General features: G+C 37.2%; 15 protein-coding genes. 4 read left to right on the plus strand and 11 right to left on the minus strand.

The genetic code is table 11. The features are described from left to right. The first annotated feature begins 12 nt into the window (after positions 1-12). From HMPREF0766_RS18360 to mnhG, 3 genes are read left to right on the plus strand one after another with little or no spacing between them, the layout of a single operon-like run. Complete coding sequence (locus tag HMPREF0766_RS18360) at positions 13-489, plus strand: Na+/H+ antiporter subunit E (RefSeq protein WP_003000623.1); 477 nt, start codon at positions 13-15, stop codon at positions 487-489. Continuing rightward, on the plus strand, positions 486-761 hold the full coding sequence (locus tag HMPREF0766_RS18365) for a monovalent cation/H+ antiporter complex subunit F (protein ID WP_003000626.1): 276 nt from the start codon (positions 486-488) through the stop codon (positions 759-761). Before HMPREF0766_RS18360 ends, HMPREF0766_RS18365 begins: the two co-directional genes overlap by 4 nt. Then, complete coding sequence (mnhG, locus tag HMPREF0766_RS18370) at positions 754-1,119, plus strand: monovalent cation/H(+) antiporter subunit G (protein ID WP_003000628.1); 366 nt, start codon at positions 754-756, stop codon at positions 1,117-1,119. Before HMPREF0766_RS18365 ends, mnhG begins: the two co-directional genes overlap by 8 nt. A gap of 130 nt (positions 1,120-1,249) precedes the next feature. Here the strand turns inward: mnhG and HMPREF0766_RS18375 are convergent, their stop codons facing one another. The 8 genes from HMPREF0766_RS18375 to HMPREF0766_RS18410 all read right to left on the minus strand — a co-directional run bounded on the left by HMPREF0766_RS18375 (position 1,250) and on the right by HMPREF0766_RS18410 (position 11,851). Continuing rightward, positions 1,250-1,576, minus strand: a complete 327-nt coding sequence (locus HMPREF0766_RS18375; RefSeq protein ID WP_236590581.1) for a hypothetical protein — start codon at positions 1,574-1,576, stop codon at positions 1,250-1,252. A gap of 140 nt (positions 1,577-1,716) precedes the next feature. Further along, positions 1,717-2,544 (minus strand): DUF4302 domain-containing protein, encoded by an 828-nt coding sequence (locus HMPREF0766_RS18380; protein WP_003000631.1) that lies wholly within the window; start codon positions 2,542-2,544, stop codon positions 1,717-1,719. Positions 2,545-2,549: 5 nt separating this feature from the next. Then, on the minus strand, positions 2,550-3,446 hold the full coding sequence (locus HMPREF0766_RS18385; protein WP_003000633.1) for a zinc-binding metallopeptidase: 897 nt from the start codon (positions 3,444-3,446) through the stop codon (positions 2,550-2,552). A 1-nt stretch (position 3,447) separates the two neighbouring features. After that, on the minus strand, positions 3,448-5,028 hold the full coding sequence (locus tag HMPREF0766_RS18390; protein ID WP_003000635.1) for a RagB/SusD family nutrient uptake outer membrane protein: 1,581 nt from the start codon (positions 5,026-5,028) through the stop codon (positions 3,448-3,450). A gap of 10 nt (positions 5,029-5,038) precedes the next feature. Next, the gene (locus HMPREF0766_RS18395; protein WP_003000637.1) at positions 5,039-8,695 is read right to left on the minus strand and encodes a SusC/RagA family TonB-linked outer membrane protein; all 3,657 of its coding nucleotides are present in this window, start codon (positions 8,693-8,695) and stop codon (positions 5,039-5,041) included. A gap of 109 nt (positions 8,696-8,804) precedes the next feature. Next, a complete protein-coding gene (locus HMPREF0766_RS18400; RefSeq protein ID WP_236590582.1) occupies positions 8,805-9,989 on the minus strand; it encodes a FecR family protein in 1,185 nt (394 codons plus the stop codon). Between the two features lie 148 nt (positions 9,990-10,137). After that, on the minus strand, positions 10,138-10,671 hold the full coding sequence (locus HMPREF0766_RS18405; RefSeq protein WP_003000641.1) for an RNA polymerase sigma-70 factor: 534 nt from the start codon (positions 10,669-10,671) through the stop codon (positions 10,138-10,140). Positions 10,672-10,732: 61 nt separating this feature from the next. Beyond that, positions 10,733-11,851 carry a lactonase family protein gene (locus HMPREF0766_RS18410; RefSeq protein ID WP_003000643.1) on the minus strand — a complete coding sequence of 373 codons (1,119 nt, stop codon included), beginning with the start codon at positions 11,849-11,851 and terminating at the stop codon, positions 10,733-10,735. Between the two features lie 240 nt (positions 11,852-12,091). Between HMPREF0766_RS18410 and HMPREF0766_RS18415 the strand changes: the two genes are divergently transcribed. After that, positions 12,092-13,468, plus strand: a complete 1,377-nt coding sequence (locus tag HMPREF0766_RS18415; RefSeq protein ID WP_003000644.1) for a peptidylprolyl isomerase — start codon at positions 12,092-12,094, stop codon at positions 13,466-13,468. A 103-nt stretch (positions 13,469-13,571) separates the two neighbouring features. Here the strand turns inward: HMPREF0766_RS18415 and HMPREF0766_RS18420 are convergent, their stop codons facing one another. Genes HMPREF0766_RS18420 through der form a run of 3 tightly spaced genes read right to left on the minus strand, consistent with a single transcriptional unit; the run spans position 13,572 to position 17,251 of the window. Then, entirely contained in the window at positions 13,572-14,435 is an 864-nt protein-coding gene (locus HMPREF0766_RS18420) for a DUF4440 domain-containing protein (RefSeq protein WP_003000645.1), read from the minus strand. Between the two features lie 27 nt (positions 14,436-14,462). Further along, positions 14,463-15,929, minus strand: coding sequence for a cysteine--tRNA ligase (gene cysS, locus HMPREF0766_RS18425; RefSeq protein WP_003000646.1), 1,467 nt, complete (start codon positions 15,927-15,929; stop codon positions 14,463-14,465). A 20-nt stretch (positions 15,930-15,949) separates the two neighbouring features. After that, positions 15,950-17,251, minus strand: coding sequence for a ribosome biogenesis GTPase Der (gene der / locus HMPREF0766_RS18430; protein WP_037460872.1), 1,302 nt, complete (start codon positions 17,249-17,251; stop codon positions 15,950-15,952). Positions 17,252-17,361 lie beyond the last annotated feature (110 nt).

A 17,361-nucleotide genomic window follows, 5' to 3' on the forward strand; every position in this document is an offset into this window, starting at 1 on the left:
AAGATAATTGATATGATAAAACAATTTTTAATGAACCTGCTGCTTTGCTTTATATGGATAGCACTGACAGGTTCGATGTATTATTTAAATTTTCTTTTTGGTTTTCTGCTGGGATTCTTTATCCTGTGGATCATGAATATCAATGAAACGGATCAAAGATACTTCTACCGTGTACCCAAAACGGCAGGCTTTGTCCTGTACTTTCTGTATGAGATGATTGTCGCCAATATTCAGGTTGCTTATGATGTAATTACCCCTAAATATTTTTTTAAACCGGGTATAATCCGATATCCGCTAAATGCGAGAACAGATTTTGAGATAAACTTGCTGGCTACGATTATTTCTCTTACACCGGGAACACTGATTCTGGATATAAGCAACGATAAATCGGCCTTATATATTCATGTGATGTACCTCAAGGATAAAGATAAATTTATCGCTCAGCTTAAGAATGGATTTGAAAGACGACTATTAGAGATTATCAGATGATGCTAAATACTTATTTTGATTATGTAATCCTCCCGATTTTAACTATTTCGGTCATCTTAACGTTTATTCGTTTGTTTAAGGGGCCTGATGTAGTAGATAGGGTCATTGCCTTAGATTTGATTATCACCATTGGTATCGGGATTATTACGGTTTACAGTATACGTACACAACAGGAGGTGCTGTTGGATGTCGCTATTATACTTGCTCTGATTGCCTTTTTGGGCACAGTAGCATTTTCATATTACCTTGAAAAAAAAGATCATCATGACTGATATATTTTTAGCCATATTCAGCACTATTGGTGCATTAGCTATTTTATTTGCTTCTATCGGCATCCTGCGTATGCCGGATTTCTATTTACGTCTCTCCGTTACCGTAAAAGCGGCCACATTGGGGGTCGGATTTTTCCTGCTATGTGCAGCGATTATCTTTCCGGATGTATCGGTGACAACCAAGGCTATCGCTATTACCTTCTTCCTGATATTAACAGCTCCTGTGGCTGCACATATGATAGGCAGAGCAGCCTACATTACCGGGGCAAAGCTATGGAAAGGTACAATTATAGATGACCTTGAAGGAAAATATGATGAGGAAACCCATCAGTTGAAAGGTGAAGAGGAGGAAAATTAGAATTTGTCTTTTCTGTCATTTTAACACTTCGTATTAAGGACGAAATTCCAGTATGTGATGATGTTAATTGATCAATTCTGTAGTTTATTTATTTCTTATTCCCAATTGAGTAAGATTGCTTTTTATGTATTCAGATCATAAAATAATCTCCGAAAAATATAAGAGCTATACTGAAAATATTATACAGCACATTAAAATACCAGCGGTAATAATATTGTCTTTTAAATAGGATATAGTACCCCGAGATTCCCAAAAGAACAAAACATGCCAGAATAGCAGGAATTCTGACGAGCTGATCCGCTATGCTATGCAATACAATGATCCATTCCGGCAAATATAAAAGTGATCCGTAAACGAAGACTGTACTTGCAAAAAAGATTAGTATGGCTACAGAAACCCAAAACACTACTTTCGATTTCCGGATTTCTCTTTCTTTCAGATATGTCTGATTTTCCATAATTATCAGTAATTGGTAAGTATTACAATGTAATGAATATTTATTAAAAAAGCCCTCCCGGATAAATCCGGGAAGGCCATTATTAATAAACATATAAAACTCTCCTGCCGACTCAAAACAACAGGAAAGCTTTATTCTAATTAACTTCCGGGTACTAATTTTAAAGTTTTCTCCGCATTTTCGAAGTAACCTCTGGTATAGGAACCAGTTGGTTCAACAAAAGTCAATTCTTTAAATTTAACTCCCTTAATATCATACTCTTTATAAAAGTCAAGACCTTTATCTGTATATCTATATGAGTAGATTGTAGTACTTCCAGTCACTGTAAATGCTCTTTTAGTAGCAGCAGTTGAGAATGTAGCCGTTAAAGACTCTCCCCCTACTTCTACTTTATAAGCGCCTCTTGGGTGAAATTTAGCTACCGCAGCCTTGTAATTTGCTACAATTGTAGGTGCTTCAGTAGTTGAAATAGGAAGCATAACAATTTTATTCATTGTTTTTCTTCCCTGAAGTATAACAGAATCAGGAGTTGCTTTAACTACTAAAAATTCAAAGTCCCCCTTATGCCCACTATCAACAGCTCCTATCTGAGGGCTAAAATATGCACCTGGCAAAGCGAAATAATGAATAACTGGATTATATGTATCAAAAGTCAGGATAGGCCCTGCTCCAGGGTATACTGTGTACATACTTGTAGCATTATTTGTAGTATAGTCACCTTGTAAGTTTACCTCAGTACTTGAAGAGAATTTTGCAAATAAGGTGTATCCTCCAAATTCCAGAGTACTACTAGGATAGTATTTTACCAACCATCCATTTGACTGAGATTTCAATATGCTATAAGCCTGATCCACACTAACATTAAGTCTTTCAGTAGGACTCTCTTCAAATACTCTATCTCTTTTTTTATCACAACTTGCACCTAATACAAGCAATGTGATCAATAAGGAATATATCTTTAGTTTCATTGTCTTTAATTTAAAGTTGTTTGATCAAAAGAACTCAGGTTTGCAAATCTTGTCAACATCTCTTGTCTCAATACATCCATATCTATAGCCCACTCACCTTTCATGTAATTTTTAACAACATTCAGTTTTGTATTAACAATAGTTCTTCCTGCAGCTGTAGAACCGGTTGAATTCAATATAGCATCAAAATCAGCCTGAGACCTCGTTACATAAAAAGAGAATAATTCTGCAAAATCTTCCTCCCCGCTTTTAGAAGCGTAAGGAGAAACAAAACCATCCGCTACTGCTGCTCCAGTTGTTGTGTATACAGTATTCCAAGCATCGTCAACATACTTTGTACCTGTAATCTCTCTAAAGTTAGAAGGAAAGGGTTTGGTCTGATTAAGGATATGCTGAAACTCGTGATGTATGGTTTTAAAATAATAGGTATTCAAAAATGAAGGACTATTACCATTTGTAGCATTCAGATTAATCAAATTATACATTGTAATCTTAGTTCCACTTTCAGCAGTACCTAATACTACAGTACCATTATTACGAACAGCAACAGTACCAATATAATTTAAGAGTTTAGGAAAATAACTTCTGATGAATTGCTTGCTTCCTGTAACTTTATCATATGGTTCTAATCCTAAATAAATTAATAATTTAGTCATACGTACTGATCCTTCATAAGGTGCAGGTACCAAATGATAATTTAAATCTGATTCTCTATCTACATATTTGTACAGAATCTGGATATTATAGGGCTGTGTTAAATTTTTATAAATATACTTGTCTAAATCGTTTTGTTCGATTTGCGTATCAGTAAAGACACTTTTTGAATCCAATTTCTCTTTCTTACAAGATGTCGCAAGAGAAATAAGGATAAAAGCAAAAAATATTGATTTAAGGTGTTTCATTTTATCTAGGATTTGGAGTTAAACCTGCATTAATTACATCCTGTGGCAATTGCATCGCTCTTCTATTATCACGAACAGCAAGTGTGTTGCTTGACACAGTTCCAACTGCAGTACCGGCAATTGTTCTTCTTGTAATCTCTATACCATAGCGTTTCACATCAAACCAACGCATGCCTGTATGAAGAGTTTGGATTCTTCTCATAAATAGCACAGCATGGAGCATATTTTCTTGTGTACCCGTTTCGATATTGTATTCTGAATTGAATTTCTTTTTAGGCGTTGGAGCTGTTGGGGTAAAATATGCTAAATTATTAGCCCATGTATTAATACCAGCCTCGGTTAGAGTCGGTACTGTAACCATAGTATTTCTAACCCATATTTGCATATCAGCTAAAGCATCAGAATACTTTTTCAACTGAATATTAGCTTCTGCTCTCGTCAACAGCGCCTCTTCAGATGTTATTGGGGCAAAAACTCCCCTTGAAAATCCTATTCCAGCAACCGGATCAGTATACTCAAACATATAAGTAGCTCTTGGGAAAATAGCTTTATCTAAATTTGTCCCAGAGTATCTGTACAATCTGATTCTGTATGCAACGTCCGATGTAATATTTCCATAAGGCGTATTAGATAAAGCTGTCTCAGAACGGGCAATAAATGCTCCATGACTAAATCTGGAATTGGTATAGTAAGCTCCGAATGTAGTTCCCATAGCCGAATACGCTGTAGAAATCAAGAAATTAGCTTTAACAGAACTTGCATTATACTCCCGCGAGATATTTCCCAGATTTGCTGCAAAAGATGCAATCGTTACATAATCTCTAAGTGTTTCTGTAGGATTATTATTTAACGCTAATGTAGCATACTCCGCAGCCTTCTGCCAATTCCCCATAAACAAATGAACACGTGCAGCAAAAGTGTTTGCAGCAGCTTTATTAAAATGATATTTGGAAACACTGCTATTTGCATAAGATGCATCATTAATCAAAGGTATACCTTCTTCCAGATCTTTAACAATAAAGTTATACACCTCTTCAACGGTATTACGTTGGTATTTTGGATCTAATGTGCTCTCAGAAGTAGTCATGTATGTAATTCCTAAATCCGTTGCTGAATGAGTTTTAGAATAGTGCTGTGCAAACAGGTTAACCAATAAAAAATGGTTATAAGCACGCGCAACTAAAGCTTCTCCCTTTTGCGGATTTAAATTAACAGGACTACCGGCTTCCTCTATCGCTGTCAGTGCAGCATTCGCACTTGCAATTGCACCATATCCCGAACTCCAGACTCTATCAATACCATCGTTATTTGTTTCAGTGCTTGCCTCCCAGTTAAAGATCTCTTCCAAGAATCTGGAAGAATAAGGATTTGTCACACCATAATCGTCGACATTATCGGACGATATCTCCGCAGCCAGCAGATATGAATTCTCCGGATAAGCAGATACGAGCATTTTAGCGATCTTATCTGTGTTATTAAGTTCTGCTCTGTTATCAGGAAGCACATCCAAGTATTTATTACATGATGTTATACCTAATAGCAGGCCTGCACTTAATACTATATTTAAATATTTTCTTTTCATAATTTTAAAATTATAGGCCTAACTTAACGGTTAATGTATATTGTCTAGGTATAGGTAAAGCCACACCTCCTGAATTGATAAACTCCGGATCCTGACCATTTAATCTCTTATCAGCATACACCAGCCATAAGTTAGTAGCATTTAAACGCAATCCTAATGAAGATAGCTTGAATGAATTAGCAACAGTCTTTGGCAAATCATAAGATAAGGAAACATCCTTCAAGCGTACAAAATCACCTGAAGCCATATTTACAGTTGAATAGTTGTAGGCGTTGTAAGCATATTCATACTGACTGTTATTCCGGATAAAACGGTTATCCAATATTACAGGAACATTAGTTCTTCCTTCTTCTCCAGGCACCGTCCAGGCATCCCAGAACTCACGAGTAGTTGCTGTTAAATCAGAATATTTTGTTTTATAAACAGGATCCAATCTAACAACGTTACCAAATGAGTAGGTAAAGAATACATTAAGTTTGAAATTCTTGTACGAGAATATGTTTCCGAAACTTCCTAAATCAGTTGGTTCAGTTGGCCCCTCATATTTTAAAAACCCTAGTTTGTCTCTATCCTGGAAGTAGATACCGGTCGTCGTTTCTGCATTATCCAAGTAACCAAACACTGGCAATCCATTATTCTGAATTCTTGCAAAAGGAATTGAGAATAAAGATCTTACAGGGTATCCCTCCAATGCAAAACCATTACCTGTAATTAAATCTAAAACACGTTGGTTATTTTCTAGTTTGGTAACCTTATTTTTTGTTTTGGTATAGATGAAATTAGATACCCATGAAAAATTATCATTTTTAATAATTGTTCCGGAAACACTTATCTCCAAACCATTAGATTTCATTTCAGCGACGTTTCCGTATTTTGTAATCTGTCCTCCAAGTCCTTGTGTATTAACAATTCCTATAAGGTCAAATTGATTACGTTTATACCAATCTACATCAATAGCAAGTCTATTATTAAATAAACCTAATGAAGCTCCAATATTCAATTCGTGTTTCTTTTCAAATGTCAGATCTGAGTTTTCTAAATCCGCAATCTCCAATCCGGTTTCTTTATCTGCCGTATTTGGTCTCCAAGGGTTATAACTTCTGATAATAACTTTAGAATTCGTCACAAAAGCAGGTCCTCTGTCAGCAGTCAGACTATAAGAACCTTTGAATGATAAGTTATTGATGGGAGATTCCCAGTCTTTAAAGAATTGCTCTTCATGCACATTCCATAAACCGGAGACGTTCCACGTCGGCAACCACCTTGCTGAAGTAGACCTGCCTAGACGGTTGGTTCCTTCATAGCGTAATGTTCCATTGATAGAATATCTATTATCATATGAATAGTTAGCCTGACCGAAGAAAGCAACTTCTCTACTTCTTATATTTGCCAGACCTCCGTCTTTAGTTCTGTCGACTGAGAAATAATTGGAGTTTTCTTCCTGACCTCTTTTGAAGATTCTATAATCTGTAAATGGAATTTCTCCAAGATTATACTGCAATCCCCATCCTCTGAACCAGTTATTATTTCTCTCAACAGAGTTTACAGATGCTCCTCCAAATACATACAACTTATGAACATCATTAAATGTTTCATTATAGTTGAATGTAAAACGAAAATCATTAGTTAACATTTTATTATCTGTTCTGTTATATATACCTCCTGAAGGCAATATTGAAACAGGAACAGCATAAGGATTGTCAGGATCAGTATAAAGGTATGGATTCTTATCTCTAATGATCGTATTTGGCATCCATCTGTAAGCAGTAGCCTGATTAGAATCATCTTTTACATGATGCTGCTGAGATGTCTGTTGGTATCTTACAGCCCCTAATGCTGCCAATTCTAATTTATTAAACAATTTCCATTTTAATTCTCCCTGGAATTTTACATCTGAAACATTAATGTCCATATAGTTATTTTCCAATTCATGAAGAATATTAAATGGAGCATAATTTCTTGTATATAACTCATTAGGATCTAATGTTCTTGACGTATTCAATGCGTAAGCATACGGATTAATATCAAAATCTCTCTTAACATTTAGAGAAACCACATCTATTGTTTGTCCTAAAGTACCAGGAGCTCTTTGATTTCTATATGACCCACCTGTCAATAAATCTAACTTAAGGTTATCTAATAAATTATAACTAGCATTTAATGATGCTGTATATCTTTTAAAATTACTTTGCTTAGCCCATCCCGGATCAACAAGAGCACTGACAGATGTATAATATTGAGACTTATCAGTACCGGATGAAATACTTAATGAATGGTTATTCATAATACTTGTACTGAACAATTCCTTAAACCAGTTGGTATTTCTATATTCAGCCTGTCTCAAATAGGCATTACGTGCAGCTTCTGTATTCTCTAATTGTCCGGCATTAATCAATTGATACATTTTACCATAAACTCCACTTTCTGAAGCTACAGAAACATCTGATAAATTCAACCAACCTCTTTGTTGAAGAAATTGGTAAACAGACATTTGTTCCTGCGAGTTCATAATATTGAAAGTATTATACGAAGGAATTGCTCTTGAAGTATATTCTCCGACGTAATTGAAAGAATTATATCCGGCTCTACCTCTTTTCGTAGTAATAACGATAACCCCTCCCATTGCACGGGCACCATAGATAGAAGTTGCAGAACCATCTTTCAATACTGTAAATGACTCAATATCACTAGCATTAAGCCCTGCTACAGCAGAACTGATTAACGTTAGTGCATCTCCGGAGGACAAATCATCTGAAGAAACATCAGAAACATCTTCAATAATAATTCCATCTACAACCCATAATGGTTTAGAACTTCCAAAAATAGAAGTCGCACCACGTACTCTGATTTTAGGAGCAGAACCAAATGTACCTGTTGTATTCTGTACAGTGACCCCGGCTATACGTCCTTCTAATGATCTACTGGCATCTGCCATACCTCCAATTTCGACATCTTTCATGTTTACCTTAGCTGTTGCTCCGGTAAAAAGGTTTTTATCAATTCTGGATCCGATACCTGTAATGACGACTTCTTCTAATGCCTTATCCGCACCAGTCAATTCAACTTCTATTGATGAACGTCCTGAAACACTGATTTCTTTCGGATTAAATCCGACAAATCGAACAACTAAAGTTGCATTAGATGCGGCATTGATAGAGAAATATCCCTGATCATTAGTACTTGTTGAAGTCGAAGACCCTTTTACAGAAACTGTTGCTCCTGCAAGCGGTCTGCCGTTCTCATCTTTGATGGTTCCGGTAACAGGTCTTTGAATATCAAGGTTCCGACTTGCTACTGGTGTAATTTTATTTACAGTAATTGTTCCTGCAATTATTTTAAAAGAATAGTCTGCACTATTCAAAACGTTAGAAAGTGCATTTTCTACAGAAGCACCTTTCAATTCTACATTTACAGGTTTAGCATTTTTAATCACCTCATCTTCATACAAGAATCTGTATTTAGTTTGTTTAGAGATGGATGAAAATACTTCCTCCAATTTTGCGTTTTTCAATGACAGGGATACTTTCTGAGCCACACTATCAGCATGTACACAAGTCATAAAAACCAATGATAGTATAACCGTAATTTTCATGGTTAGTAATAATTGGCGCAAACGGGCTTTTTCCTGACGAGAATCAAGCTGTTTGCGAAATAATAAGTTTTTCATACATTTGAGTAATTGGGTAATTTGGGTTAGTTCACTTAAATTTCAGTTCCTAATTAATTCATGGACAGGGGTGCTGCAACATCCCTGTTTTTTTGTAACCTAGAGCGTATCATTTTTCCATAGTTTTTCTGTTTATATGTTTGTTAATAATTGTAAGTTTCTTTCCATCGACGTCAAAGTCAAGATGACTGACGTAACGAAGCATTTCTAATACCTGACTCAGGTTGACATTTCTTTCTATACTTCCTGAATATCCTTTATCAAATTCTATATGACCGATAAACGCAACATCCAAATCATACCACCGGGATAATTCGGCTGCTATTGATGCTATATTATCTCCTTTAAAATAGAACTCATTGTTTTTCCAGGCAAGCTCTTTTCTAAAATCAGATTTCGACTTTTTAACAGATTGATCTGTTGATAAAGCGGATTCTCCCGGCAATAATAAAGCACTCATCTCACCGTTAGAAACCTCTACTTTTCCTTCTACCAGAGTTGTTTTGACGGCTTTGGAGTAAGAATTCACATTAAAGTGTGTACCCAGTACTTTTATCGAATTTCCACCAGCCTCTACAACAAATGGTCTTGATGCATCTTTGGCAACTTCAAAATAGGCCTCTCCTTCTAAATATACTCTTCGCTCATTACCTGAAAACTGTACAGGAAATTTCAATTTCGAAACAGCATTGACCCAAACTTTGGTACCATCCGAAAGTTCGATTTTAAAAAAACTGGCTTTGGGTACAACAAGGGTATTATAAATAAGAGCCTTTGTCGCTCCCTGATCTACATACCGTATTCCGTCTTTACTTCCCTCTACTTTGGCATCTTTAGAAATTGTCTTTGTATCCGATACATCCACATGACTTCCGTCTGCGAGAATAAGATGTGCTCCGCTCGTACCCGGAAGAACATCATTTTTATATTTTCCTGTGGTATCAGCGACAATTGATTTATGTGCTACGGTATCAGACTGTTGATTTAGCCAAATCCATGTCAAAGAGAAACACATAGCCATAAGTGCCGCCGCAGCGGTATACTTGTAATAGTTTGGTTTACGCTTTTTTCCCTGCTTTGCATTTACTTTATCCCACGCAGCGTCTACATCAACATCATGCAAAAAATTGAGGTCTTCTTCTATTGCACCGGCATTTTTAAATTTCTCAACAAGATCTTTGTTCTTATGATCAGAAGCCAGCCAGTCTCTGAAATCAATAGTTTCCTGCTCAGAAAGCTGGTTTCTGAGGTACTTTTTGACTAATTGGCTGGTGTAAAAATGGTTTCTTTTCATAACGTTGTATATATATAGAAACATTCATGTCATAAAAGGGTGACAAGAAGTTAAAATAATTTTAATTTTTTGTTAGAGGTATGTAAACAAGAATACTATTTCCGGAATATAATCAGGGAAAACAAGACTTAATCAATTAAATAAAGGATTATTTAATACTGAACAAAATAATAAAAACTGCCAAAAGTTCTGGATCCAGTTTGGCTAATAGTGTTTTCATTCCTCTTTGCTTTTGAGTTTTTACAGTATTGATACTAATATCAAGCTTTTCGGCTATTTCCAGATTGGAAAGGCCTTCCAGGTAGCCCATACGGAAAACATGCTGACAAGATTTAGGCATCTCGGCAACAACACGGTATACATCTGCAATTACTTCCGAAAAAATAAGGGAATGCTCCACCTGACTCTCTTCTTCTTCTTTTATCGGATTGAGCATCCAGTAACGTTCCTGAATTTTTTCTCTCCGGTGAATATTGTAACAGGAAAAACGTACAGCTGTGTATAGAAAGTTTTTTACAGCATGCTCTTCACCTGACACATTTTCCTGCTGATCAAAGTAAGTGCAGAAGGCATCCTGCACTACATCTTCGGCCTGAGATTTGACTCCAAGCAGCTTCCACGCAAAATGACAAAGGCGAGGATAATATTTTTTGAATATATATTCGTTAGGCTCTCTTTTCATAATCCCTCTTCAAAAATATTCAGGTTGTTAACAATTGTTAAAGCAAGCTAGCAAATATCAATCAAAAAACAATACAGACCGGAGAAAAAATATTTATATCGGACTCTAATTTTTGTAACGAACCTGTGGCAATATCACGTTTAAATAGCGTTATATTATCTGTATACTGGTTTCCGACCAGAATTGACTGGCCGTCAGGTGAAAAATTAAAATTACGTGGTCCCTTACCTCCCACATTATATGTATCAACAACTATTAGCGTTCTATCTTTTAAAACTTTGAAAGCAGTGATTACATTTGCATCTCCTCTATTGGAAGCATACACAAATTTTCCGTCTGGCGACAGCTTTATTTCCGCGGCACCGTTTCCTCCGCTAAATCCGGCTCTATTGATATCTATTTCCTGTATAAGTTCCCATTTATCTTTCTTCTTTGCATATGCAACAACTTTTGCAGTCATCTCCGTGACCACATAAAAAGACTTCCCATCTTTGGTAATAGCGATATGACGTGGTCCTCCTCCGGCAGGAGTCTGGATGATGGATGGAGTGCCTACTCCATAGATGCCATTTGTTTGTTTTACCGGATAAATACTAATCTTATCCGTGCCTAAATCCTGGACAAAGATTGTTTTAAAATCCGGCGCGAAAAATGCAGAATGTACATGTGGTTTGTCCTGACGGGAAGCATCTATACCTTTGCCACTGTGTTGCACAAGAGTATCTCTGGCAGCAATACTACCATCGGTATTCAGTCTGAAAACTGCAAAAGAGCCGCCTGAATAATTCGAAACGACAGCGATAGGGTCCGTATTGCTCAGGGAAACATGGCAAGGATCCGCTCCCCGGACATTTACTTCATTTAAAAACGTTAATTGTTTTCCATCAAAATGATACGCTGAAAGGTTTTCTGTACCATCATTCTTTTCACTCACCGCATAAAGGGTCTTTCCATCTTTACTTCTTGCTAAAAATGATGGATTGTTACAAGAAGTTGTACTAAGCAGGTTAGCTTGCCGGCTCTTTTGATTAAAATCGTATATGTATATCCCTTTACTTTTTCCGGGCTGCGTATATGTTCCTACAAAAAGCGGAACATTTGTCTGGGCTATTCCAGGAAAAGGCATTAATAGCGTACATAAAAAGATCATCGGTATCAGACAGGTTCTTAAAGTATTCATAAGTTATGATTTGTTAAAATTGGTTAAATGTCAATGACTCATCCTAACCAAATATGTAATTTAGCCTTTTGTAAAAACTAACGTTGGATAAAGATAACTTTCCTCGATGTTATATGGCAATTATTTTTGACCAAAACATCAAAAAGTTAATTTAATCTGATATTTTTGCGTTAGTTTAGATGAGTATAAGATTTTGATAGTCAAATATCATATTCACAACGTAATTCAATTTCACTAAGAATGATCAAACAGTTATATGTGTTACTATTTTGTGTATTGGGAAGTGTAAACCTCACTTTCGCACAGGGCAAAATAGTAGACAGAGTGGTGGCTACAGTGGGAGCTAATATCATATTGCAATCAGATATTGATATGCAGTATTCTCAAAACTTAGCTCAGGGAATGAGTCCTAACGAAGATTTCAAATGCTATATTCTTCAGCAGTTATTAACGCAAAAGCTTCTTGCCCAACAGGCAGTACTGGATTCGATTGAAGTATCCGAATCTGAAGTAGATGATAATCTCAACAACCGCCTCAATGTGATGACCCGTCAGGCAGGAGGAAAAGAAAGGTTGGAAAGTTTTCTGAACAGATCCCTGTTACAGTATAAAGAAGAAATGCGCACAAGTGTGGCAGAGCAATTGAAAGCTCAGAAAATGCAGCAGAATATTGTTCAGAAAATAGATGTTACTCCTTTGGAGGTCAAAAGATATTTTGAGGGTCTGAACAAAGACAGTCTTCCTTATTTTGATACGGAAGTTGAAATCGGAGAAATCGTGATGTACCCGGTACTCACCAAAGAAGAAAAAGAAGCATCCCGCAAGCGGGCTGAAGATCTTCGCAAACAAATTGTGGACGGTTCGGATTTCGGAACAATAGCAAGACTTTATTCTGAGGATAAGGGATCTGCTGTTGCAGGTGGAGATCTTGGATTTTCGACTCGTGATAATTACGTAAAAGAATTTTCAGCAGTTGCCTTTAAACTGAAACCGGGAGAGATTTCTCAGGTATTCGAGACAGAATATGGTTTTCACTTCCTGCAGGTTCTGGAGAGAAGAGGGGAAGAGGTTCGTGCAAGGCATATTCTGGTTTCTATCAAACCGACTAATGCAAGTCTGGAGCGCACAAAAGTAAAAATGGACAGCTTATACCAAAAGCTGATCAATAAGAAAATAGACTTTTATACTGCGGCTACACAATATTCAGACAATAAGGAAACCAAGTTTAATGGTGGTATGGTGACTGATCAGAACAGATCTACGCTAATCCCTGTTAATAAACTGGAAGCAAGTGTATTTACGGCCATCGACCCTTTAAAAGCAGGGGAATATTCTCAACCTACCCTTTTTCAGGAAGAAGGTCCTGCAGGCAAAAGCGGTTACCGCATCAGTTTTCTGAAGACAAGAATACCTCCACATAAGGCCAACCTTGATCAGGATTTTTCAAAAATAAAAGAGGCTGCTTCGGAAGATAAAACCAGAAGAAAGTTAAGCGAATGGTTTGAGAGCAGAAGAACCAATACATTTATCGCTATCAATGAAGATTTTCACAAGTGCGATGATCTTAAAATCTGGATTAAGCCGATAGAAAATGCTTCAGCAAATATTGCGAAATAAGTACTTATCCTTATAAAGGAAATCGGGCTTCAACAGATGATGTTGAAGCCCGATTTATGTTTTATACTGTTTGGTATCCGAATAATAGTGTAAACGGTGTTTGTTAACGCTCAAACATCATCTCAATCATCACTTTCCACTGATAGTCATCTTTCAGCTGCCAGATACGGATATAGTTATATTTAACGGTTTTATCTTTAGTGATTACATCTGCCGTACCATAAGTATAGGCATATTCACCACTGTATGCACGACCTACGTTTGTCGGGTTAGTATGGATCTCCACGCGTTGCTTTTTCAGAAACGCCATTACATCTTTCTTTCCTTCCATGGGATCCTGCCACGGATACAAAAACTTAACGTCATCTGTCAGGAATTCTCCGTATGCCGTCGGATTATTTGCTTTTAAAACTGTGGAAAATAGTTTATCACTCTGCATGACGACATCTTCACGCTGCCCTAGTCTTACTTTTGAACGATGTTTAAGGTACCAGTTGTCGTCCGGTTCATAATAGATCAGATCTGAAGCTGTCTGTTTGCCATAATTTTCTACTTCAGCTCTGAGATTAACCTTCCATACACCTTTCTTATTCCTTTTCCAGACCGTCAGATACTGACCATAACGCTTTATGGCGCCAACTTTCTGAAACTCCATAGCTCCGCTGGTCACGCCCCAATCCTGACTACGGGATACCAATACAAAATTAGGATCCCAGCTCATAACATCTGCAATATTAGGTCTGTTATTGAGATAATTGAAGGCATTCACTGCAGATGGTGTAAAAAAGACCGACTCTTTATCTACAATTGACAAAAAAGCCTGATGAGGGTTACTGGATTGCGATAATTTAGCTGCATCACGATCTACCGTAATCAGACTTCCGACCTTATCCGGCAATTGAGCCTGACTGTTATAGGTTTGAAAAGTTAAAGCTGTGGCTACAGTTACTATTGTCCAAAATTTCATTAATTATATTTTTACAACGGACTAATATCAAATCTTATTCCAAAGTGTTCCGTCTTTGCTGTCTTTTAATTGTATGCCGATGGAAGATAGTTCTTCACGGATACGATCAGATGTTGCAAAATCCTTATTCTGTTTGGCTGAATTACGAATATTAATAATCACATTCATCAGCTCATCCATATTATCTGTACCTGCATTGCTATCATCATTCAATCCCAGAATATCCTCAACAAAGTCTTTCATAAAGGCTTTGAGTTCATCCAATCCTTTTTGATTAATGGTCGATTTACCATCATAAATCGAATTAATGATACGCACAACTTCAAAAAGCTCTGCAATGAGTATAGGACTATTGAAATCATCATCCATCGCTGCATAGCAGTTCTTTCGTATATCTTCCAGATTAAATCCGGATGTAGCTTTAGAAGGTGTGATTTTATTCAATAGTGCGATTGCATTCATCAATCGCTTAAATCCTTTATCTGCAGCATCCAGAGCTTCATTTGAGAAGTCCAATGTACTTCTGTAATGTGCCTGCAACATGAAGAAGCGAACCGCCATCGGAGAATAACCTCTTTCCAGAAGCGGATGATTCCCTGTAAACAGCTCCTGAGGCAAAAATCCGTTACCGGAGGATTTGGACATACGGGCTCCGTTTACGGTCAGCATATTGGTATGCATCCAGTAACGCGCCGGGCTGGTGTGATTGCAGGCTTCTGATTGAGCGATCTCATTGGTATGATGAGTAGCTGCCAGGTCCATTCCACCACCATGAATATCAAACTGTGCGCCTAAATACTTATTGCTCATAGCCGAACATTCGATATGCCATCCCGGAAAGCCTGTACTCCAGGGTGCCGGCCAACGCATAATATGTTCAGGTTTTGCTTTGATCCAAAGCGCAAAATCCAAACGTCCCCTTTTCTCATCCTGTCCGCCCAATTCGCGTGTATTATTTAACAGATCTTCAAGTTTACGGTTGGTCAGAACGGTATAATCATATTTTTGAACATATTTCTCTACGTCAAAATAAACAGTACCGTTCACCTCATAAGCATAACCGTTATCGATGATCTGTTTGATCATCTCAATCTGTTCTGAAATATGTCCTGTAGCTGTAGGCTCAATACTTGGAGGAAGCGTGTTAAACAAGCGAAGTACATCATGAAAACCAATAGTGTACTTTTGCACGATTTCCATTGGCTCCAGTTGCTCCAGCTTGGCTTTCTTTGCAAATTTATCATCCCCTTCATCTCTGTCACCTTCCAAATGTCCCGCATCGGTAATATTACGTACATAACGCACTTTATAGCCCAAATGCAACAGGTAACGGAATATCAGATCAAATGATACAAATGTACGACAGTTTCCCAAATGCACATCACTGTACACTGTGGGTCCACACACATACATCCCTACCATGGAAGGGTGAATAGGATTAAACTTCTCTTTCTTTCTGCTTATTGTATTATAAAGAACCAGATTATTTTCCATAAAATTATAAGAATGGGAATCTATTTTTGTCTGAAATATAACTGAATCGGAACACCCTCAAAATCAAAATTCTCACGCAACTTATTCTCTACATATCTTTTGTAAGGATCCTTGATGTACTGAGGAAGATTACAGAAGAACGCAAACATCGGGGATCTTCCCGGAATCTGGGTCACATATTTTATTTTGATATATTTCCCCTTAATTGCAGGAGGAGGATAGTTTTCGATCACCTGCAACATGACTTCATTCAACTTAGAAGTAGGGATTTTTTTGGTTTTATTCTGATATACTTTCGCAGCCACCTCCAGTGTTTTGTGGATACGTTGTTTCTCCGTTACAGATGTAAATACAATAGGAACATCTGTAAAAGGGGCGATTTTTTCACGGATACGAGCTTCGAATTCTTTCATAGTCTTATTATCCTTCTCGATCAAATCCCACTTGTTGACCACGATCATGACACCTTTCTTATTCTTCTCTGCCAAATGAAAGATATTAATATCCTGCGCTTCAATACCATCCTGAGCATCCAGCATCAGAATAACAACATCTGAATCTTCCAATGCCTTGATTGTACGCATAACAGAGTAAAACTCTATATCCTCATTTACTTTGGATTTTCTACGCATACCTGCCGTATCAATCAATAAGAATTCGTGACCAAACTGATTATAGTGAATACGGATAGAATCACGTGTCGTTCCGGCAACAGGCGTTACGATATTACGGTCTTTTCCCAATAGTGCATTGGTCAATGAGGATTTACCTACATTCGGACGACCTACAATAGTATATTTAGGAAGTGTAGACTCTTCTTCTTCTTCAACTTCAAAAGTAGAAACAACAGCATCCAACAATTCTCCCGTTCCGGAACCTGTAGCTGAAGAAATATTATAAATTTCACCCAGACCAAAAGCATAGAATTCAGCAGAGTCATGGTGCAGTTTCGCATGGTCAACTTTATTGGCAGCAACATATACGGGCTTTGTACTTCTTCTCAGAATATCAGCTATTTCATCATCCAGATCGGTGATACCGGTAGTCACATCCACCATAAAGATAATAACGGATGCCTCTTCAATGGCAATATATACCTGATCACGAATAGCCTCTTCAAACACATCGTCTGATCCGTGCACAAAACCTCCGGTATCGATAACAGTAAATTTTTTCCCTATCCACTCGGCAGATTCGTAGTGACGATCGCGAGTTACCCCACTAAAGTCATCCACAATAGCCTTTCTACTTTCCGTAAGACGATTAAAAAGAGTTGATTTTCCAACATTTGGACGACCTACGATTGCAACAATATTTGCCATATTTGTTATTTTGAATCGGCTCATTTATGACGAACCGCACAGTTATTCTAAATTATTAAGGGAACAAAGATACGGAATAAGGAATGATTATCCTTTATTAATATACTAAA

The sequence above is a fragment of the Sphingobacterium spiritivorum ATCC 33861 genome (genome assembly GCF_000143765.1).
Lineage (GTDB): Bacteria > Bacteroidota > Bacteroidia > Sphingobacteriales > Sphingobacteriaceae > Sphingobacterium > Sphingobacterium spiritivorum.

Bases quoted from the DNA above. Each gene is read 5' to 3' on its own strand.
- HMPREF0766_RS18360 (WP_003000623.1), top strand. From the start codon at position 13: ATGATAAAACAATTTTTAATGAACCTGCTGCTTTGCTTTATATGGATA.
- HMPREF0766_RS18365 (WP_003000626.1), top strand. From the start codon at position 486: ATGATGCTAAATACTTATTTTGATTATGTAATCCTCCCGATTTTAACT.
- mnhG (WP_003000628.1), top strand. From the start codon at position 754: ATGACTGATATATTTTTAGCCATATTCAGCACTATTGGTGCATTAGCT.
- HMPREF0766_RS18375 (WP_236590581.1), bottom strand. From the start codon at position 1,576: ATGGAAAATCAGACATATCTGAAAGAAAGAGAAATCCGGAAATCGAAA.
- HMPREF0766_RS18380 (WP_003000631.1), bottom strand. From the start codon at position 2,544: ATGAAACTAAAGATATATTCCTTATTGATCACATTGCTTGTATTAGGT.
- HMPREF0766_RS18385 (WP_003000633.1), bottom strand. From the start codon at position 3,446: ATGAAACACCTTAAATCAATATTTTTTGCTTTTATCCTTATTTCTCTT.
- HMPREF0766_RS18390 (WP_003000635.1), bottom strand. From the start codon at position 5,028: ATGAAAAGAAAATATTTAAATATAGTATTAAGTGCAGGCCTGCTATTA.
- HMPREF0766_RS18395 (WP_003000637.1), bottom strand. From the start codon at position 8,695: ATGAAAAACTTATTATTTCGCAAACAGCTTGATTCTCGTCAGGAAAAA.
- HMPREF0766_RS18400 (WP_236590582.1), bottom strand. From the start codon at position 9,989: ATGAAAAGAAACCATTTTTACACCAGCCAATTAGTCAAAAAGTACCTC.
- HMPREF0766_RS18405 (WP_003000641.1), bottom strand. From the start codon at position 10,671: ATGAAAAGAGAGCCTAACGAATATATATTCAAAAAATATTATCCTCGC.
- HMPREF0766_RS18410 (WP_003000643.1), bottom strand. From the start codon at position 11,851: ATGAATACTTTAAGAACCTGTCTGATACCGATGATCTTTTTATGTACG.
- HMPREF0766_RS18415 (WP_003000644.1), top strand. From the start codon at position 12,092: ATGATCAAACAGTTATATGTGTTACTATTTTGTGTATTGGGAAGTGTA.
- HMPREF0766_RS18420 (WP_003000645.1), bottom strand. From the start codon at position 14,435: ATGAAATTTTGGACAATAGTAACTGTAGCCACAGCTTTAACTTTTCAA.
- cysS (WP_003000646.1), bottom strand. From the start codon at position 15,929: ATGGAAAATAATCTGGTTCTTTATAATACAATAAGCAGAAAGAAAGAG.
- der (WP_037460872.1), bottom strand. From the start codon at position 17,251: ATGGCAAATATTGTTGCAATCGTAGGTCGTCCAAATGTTGGAAAATCA.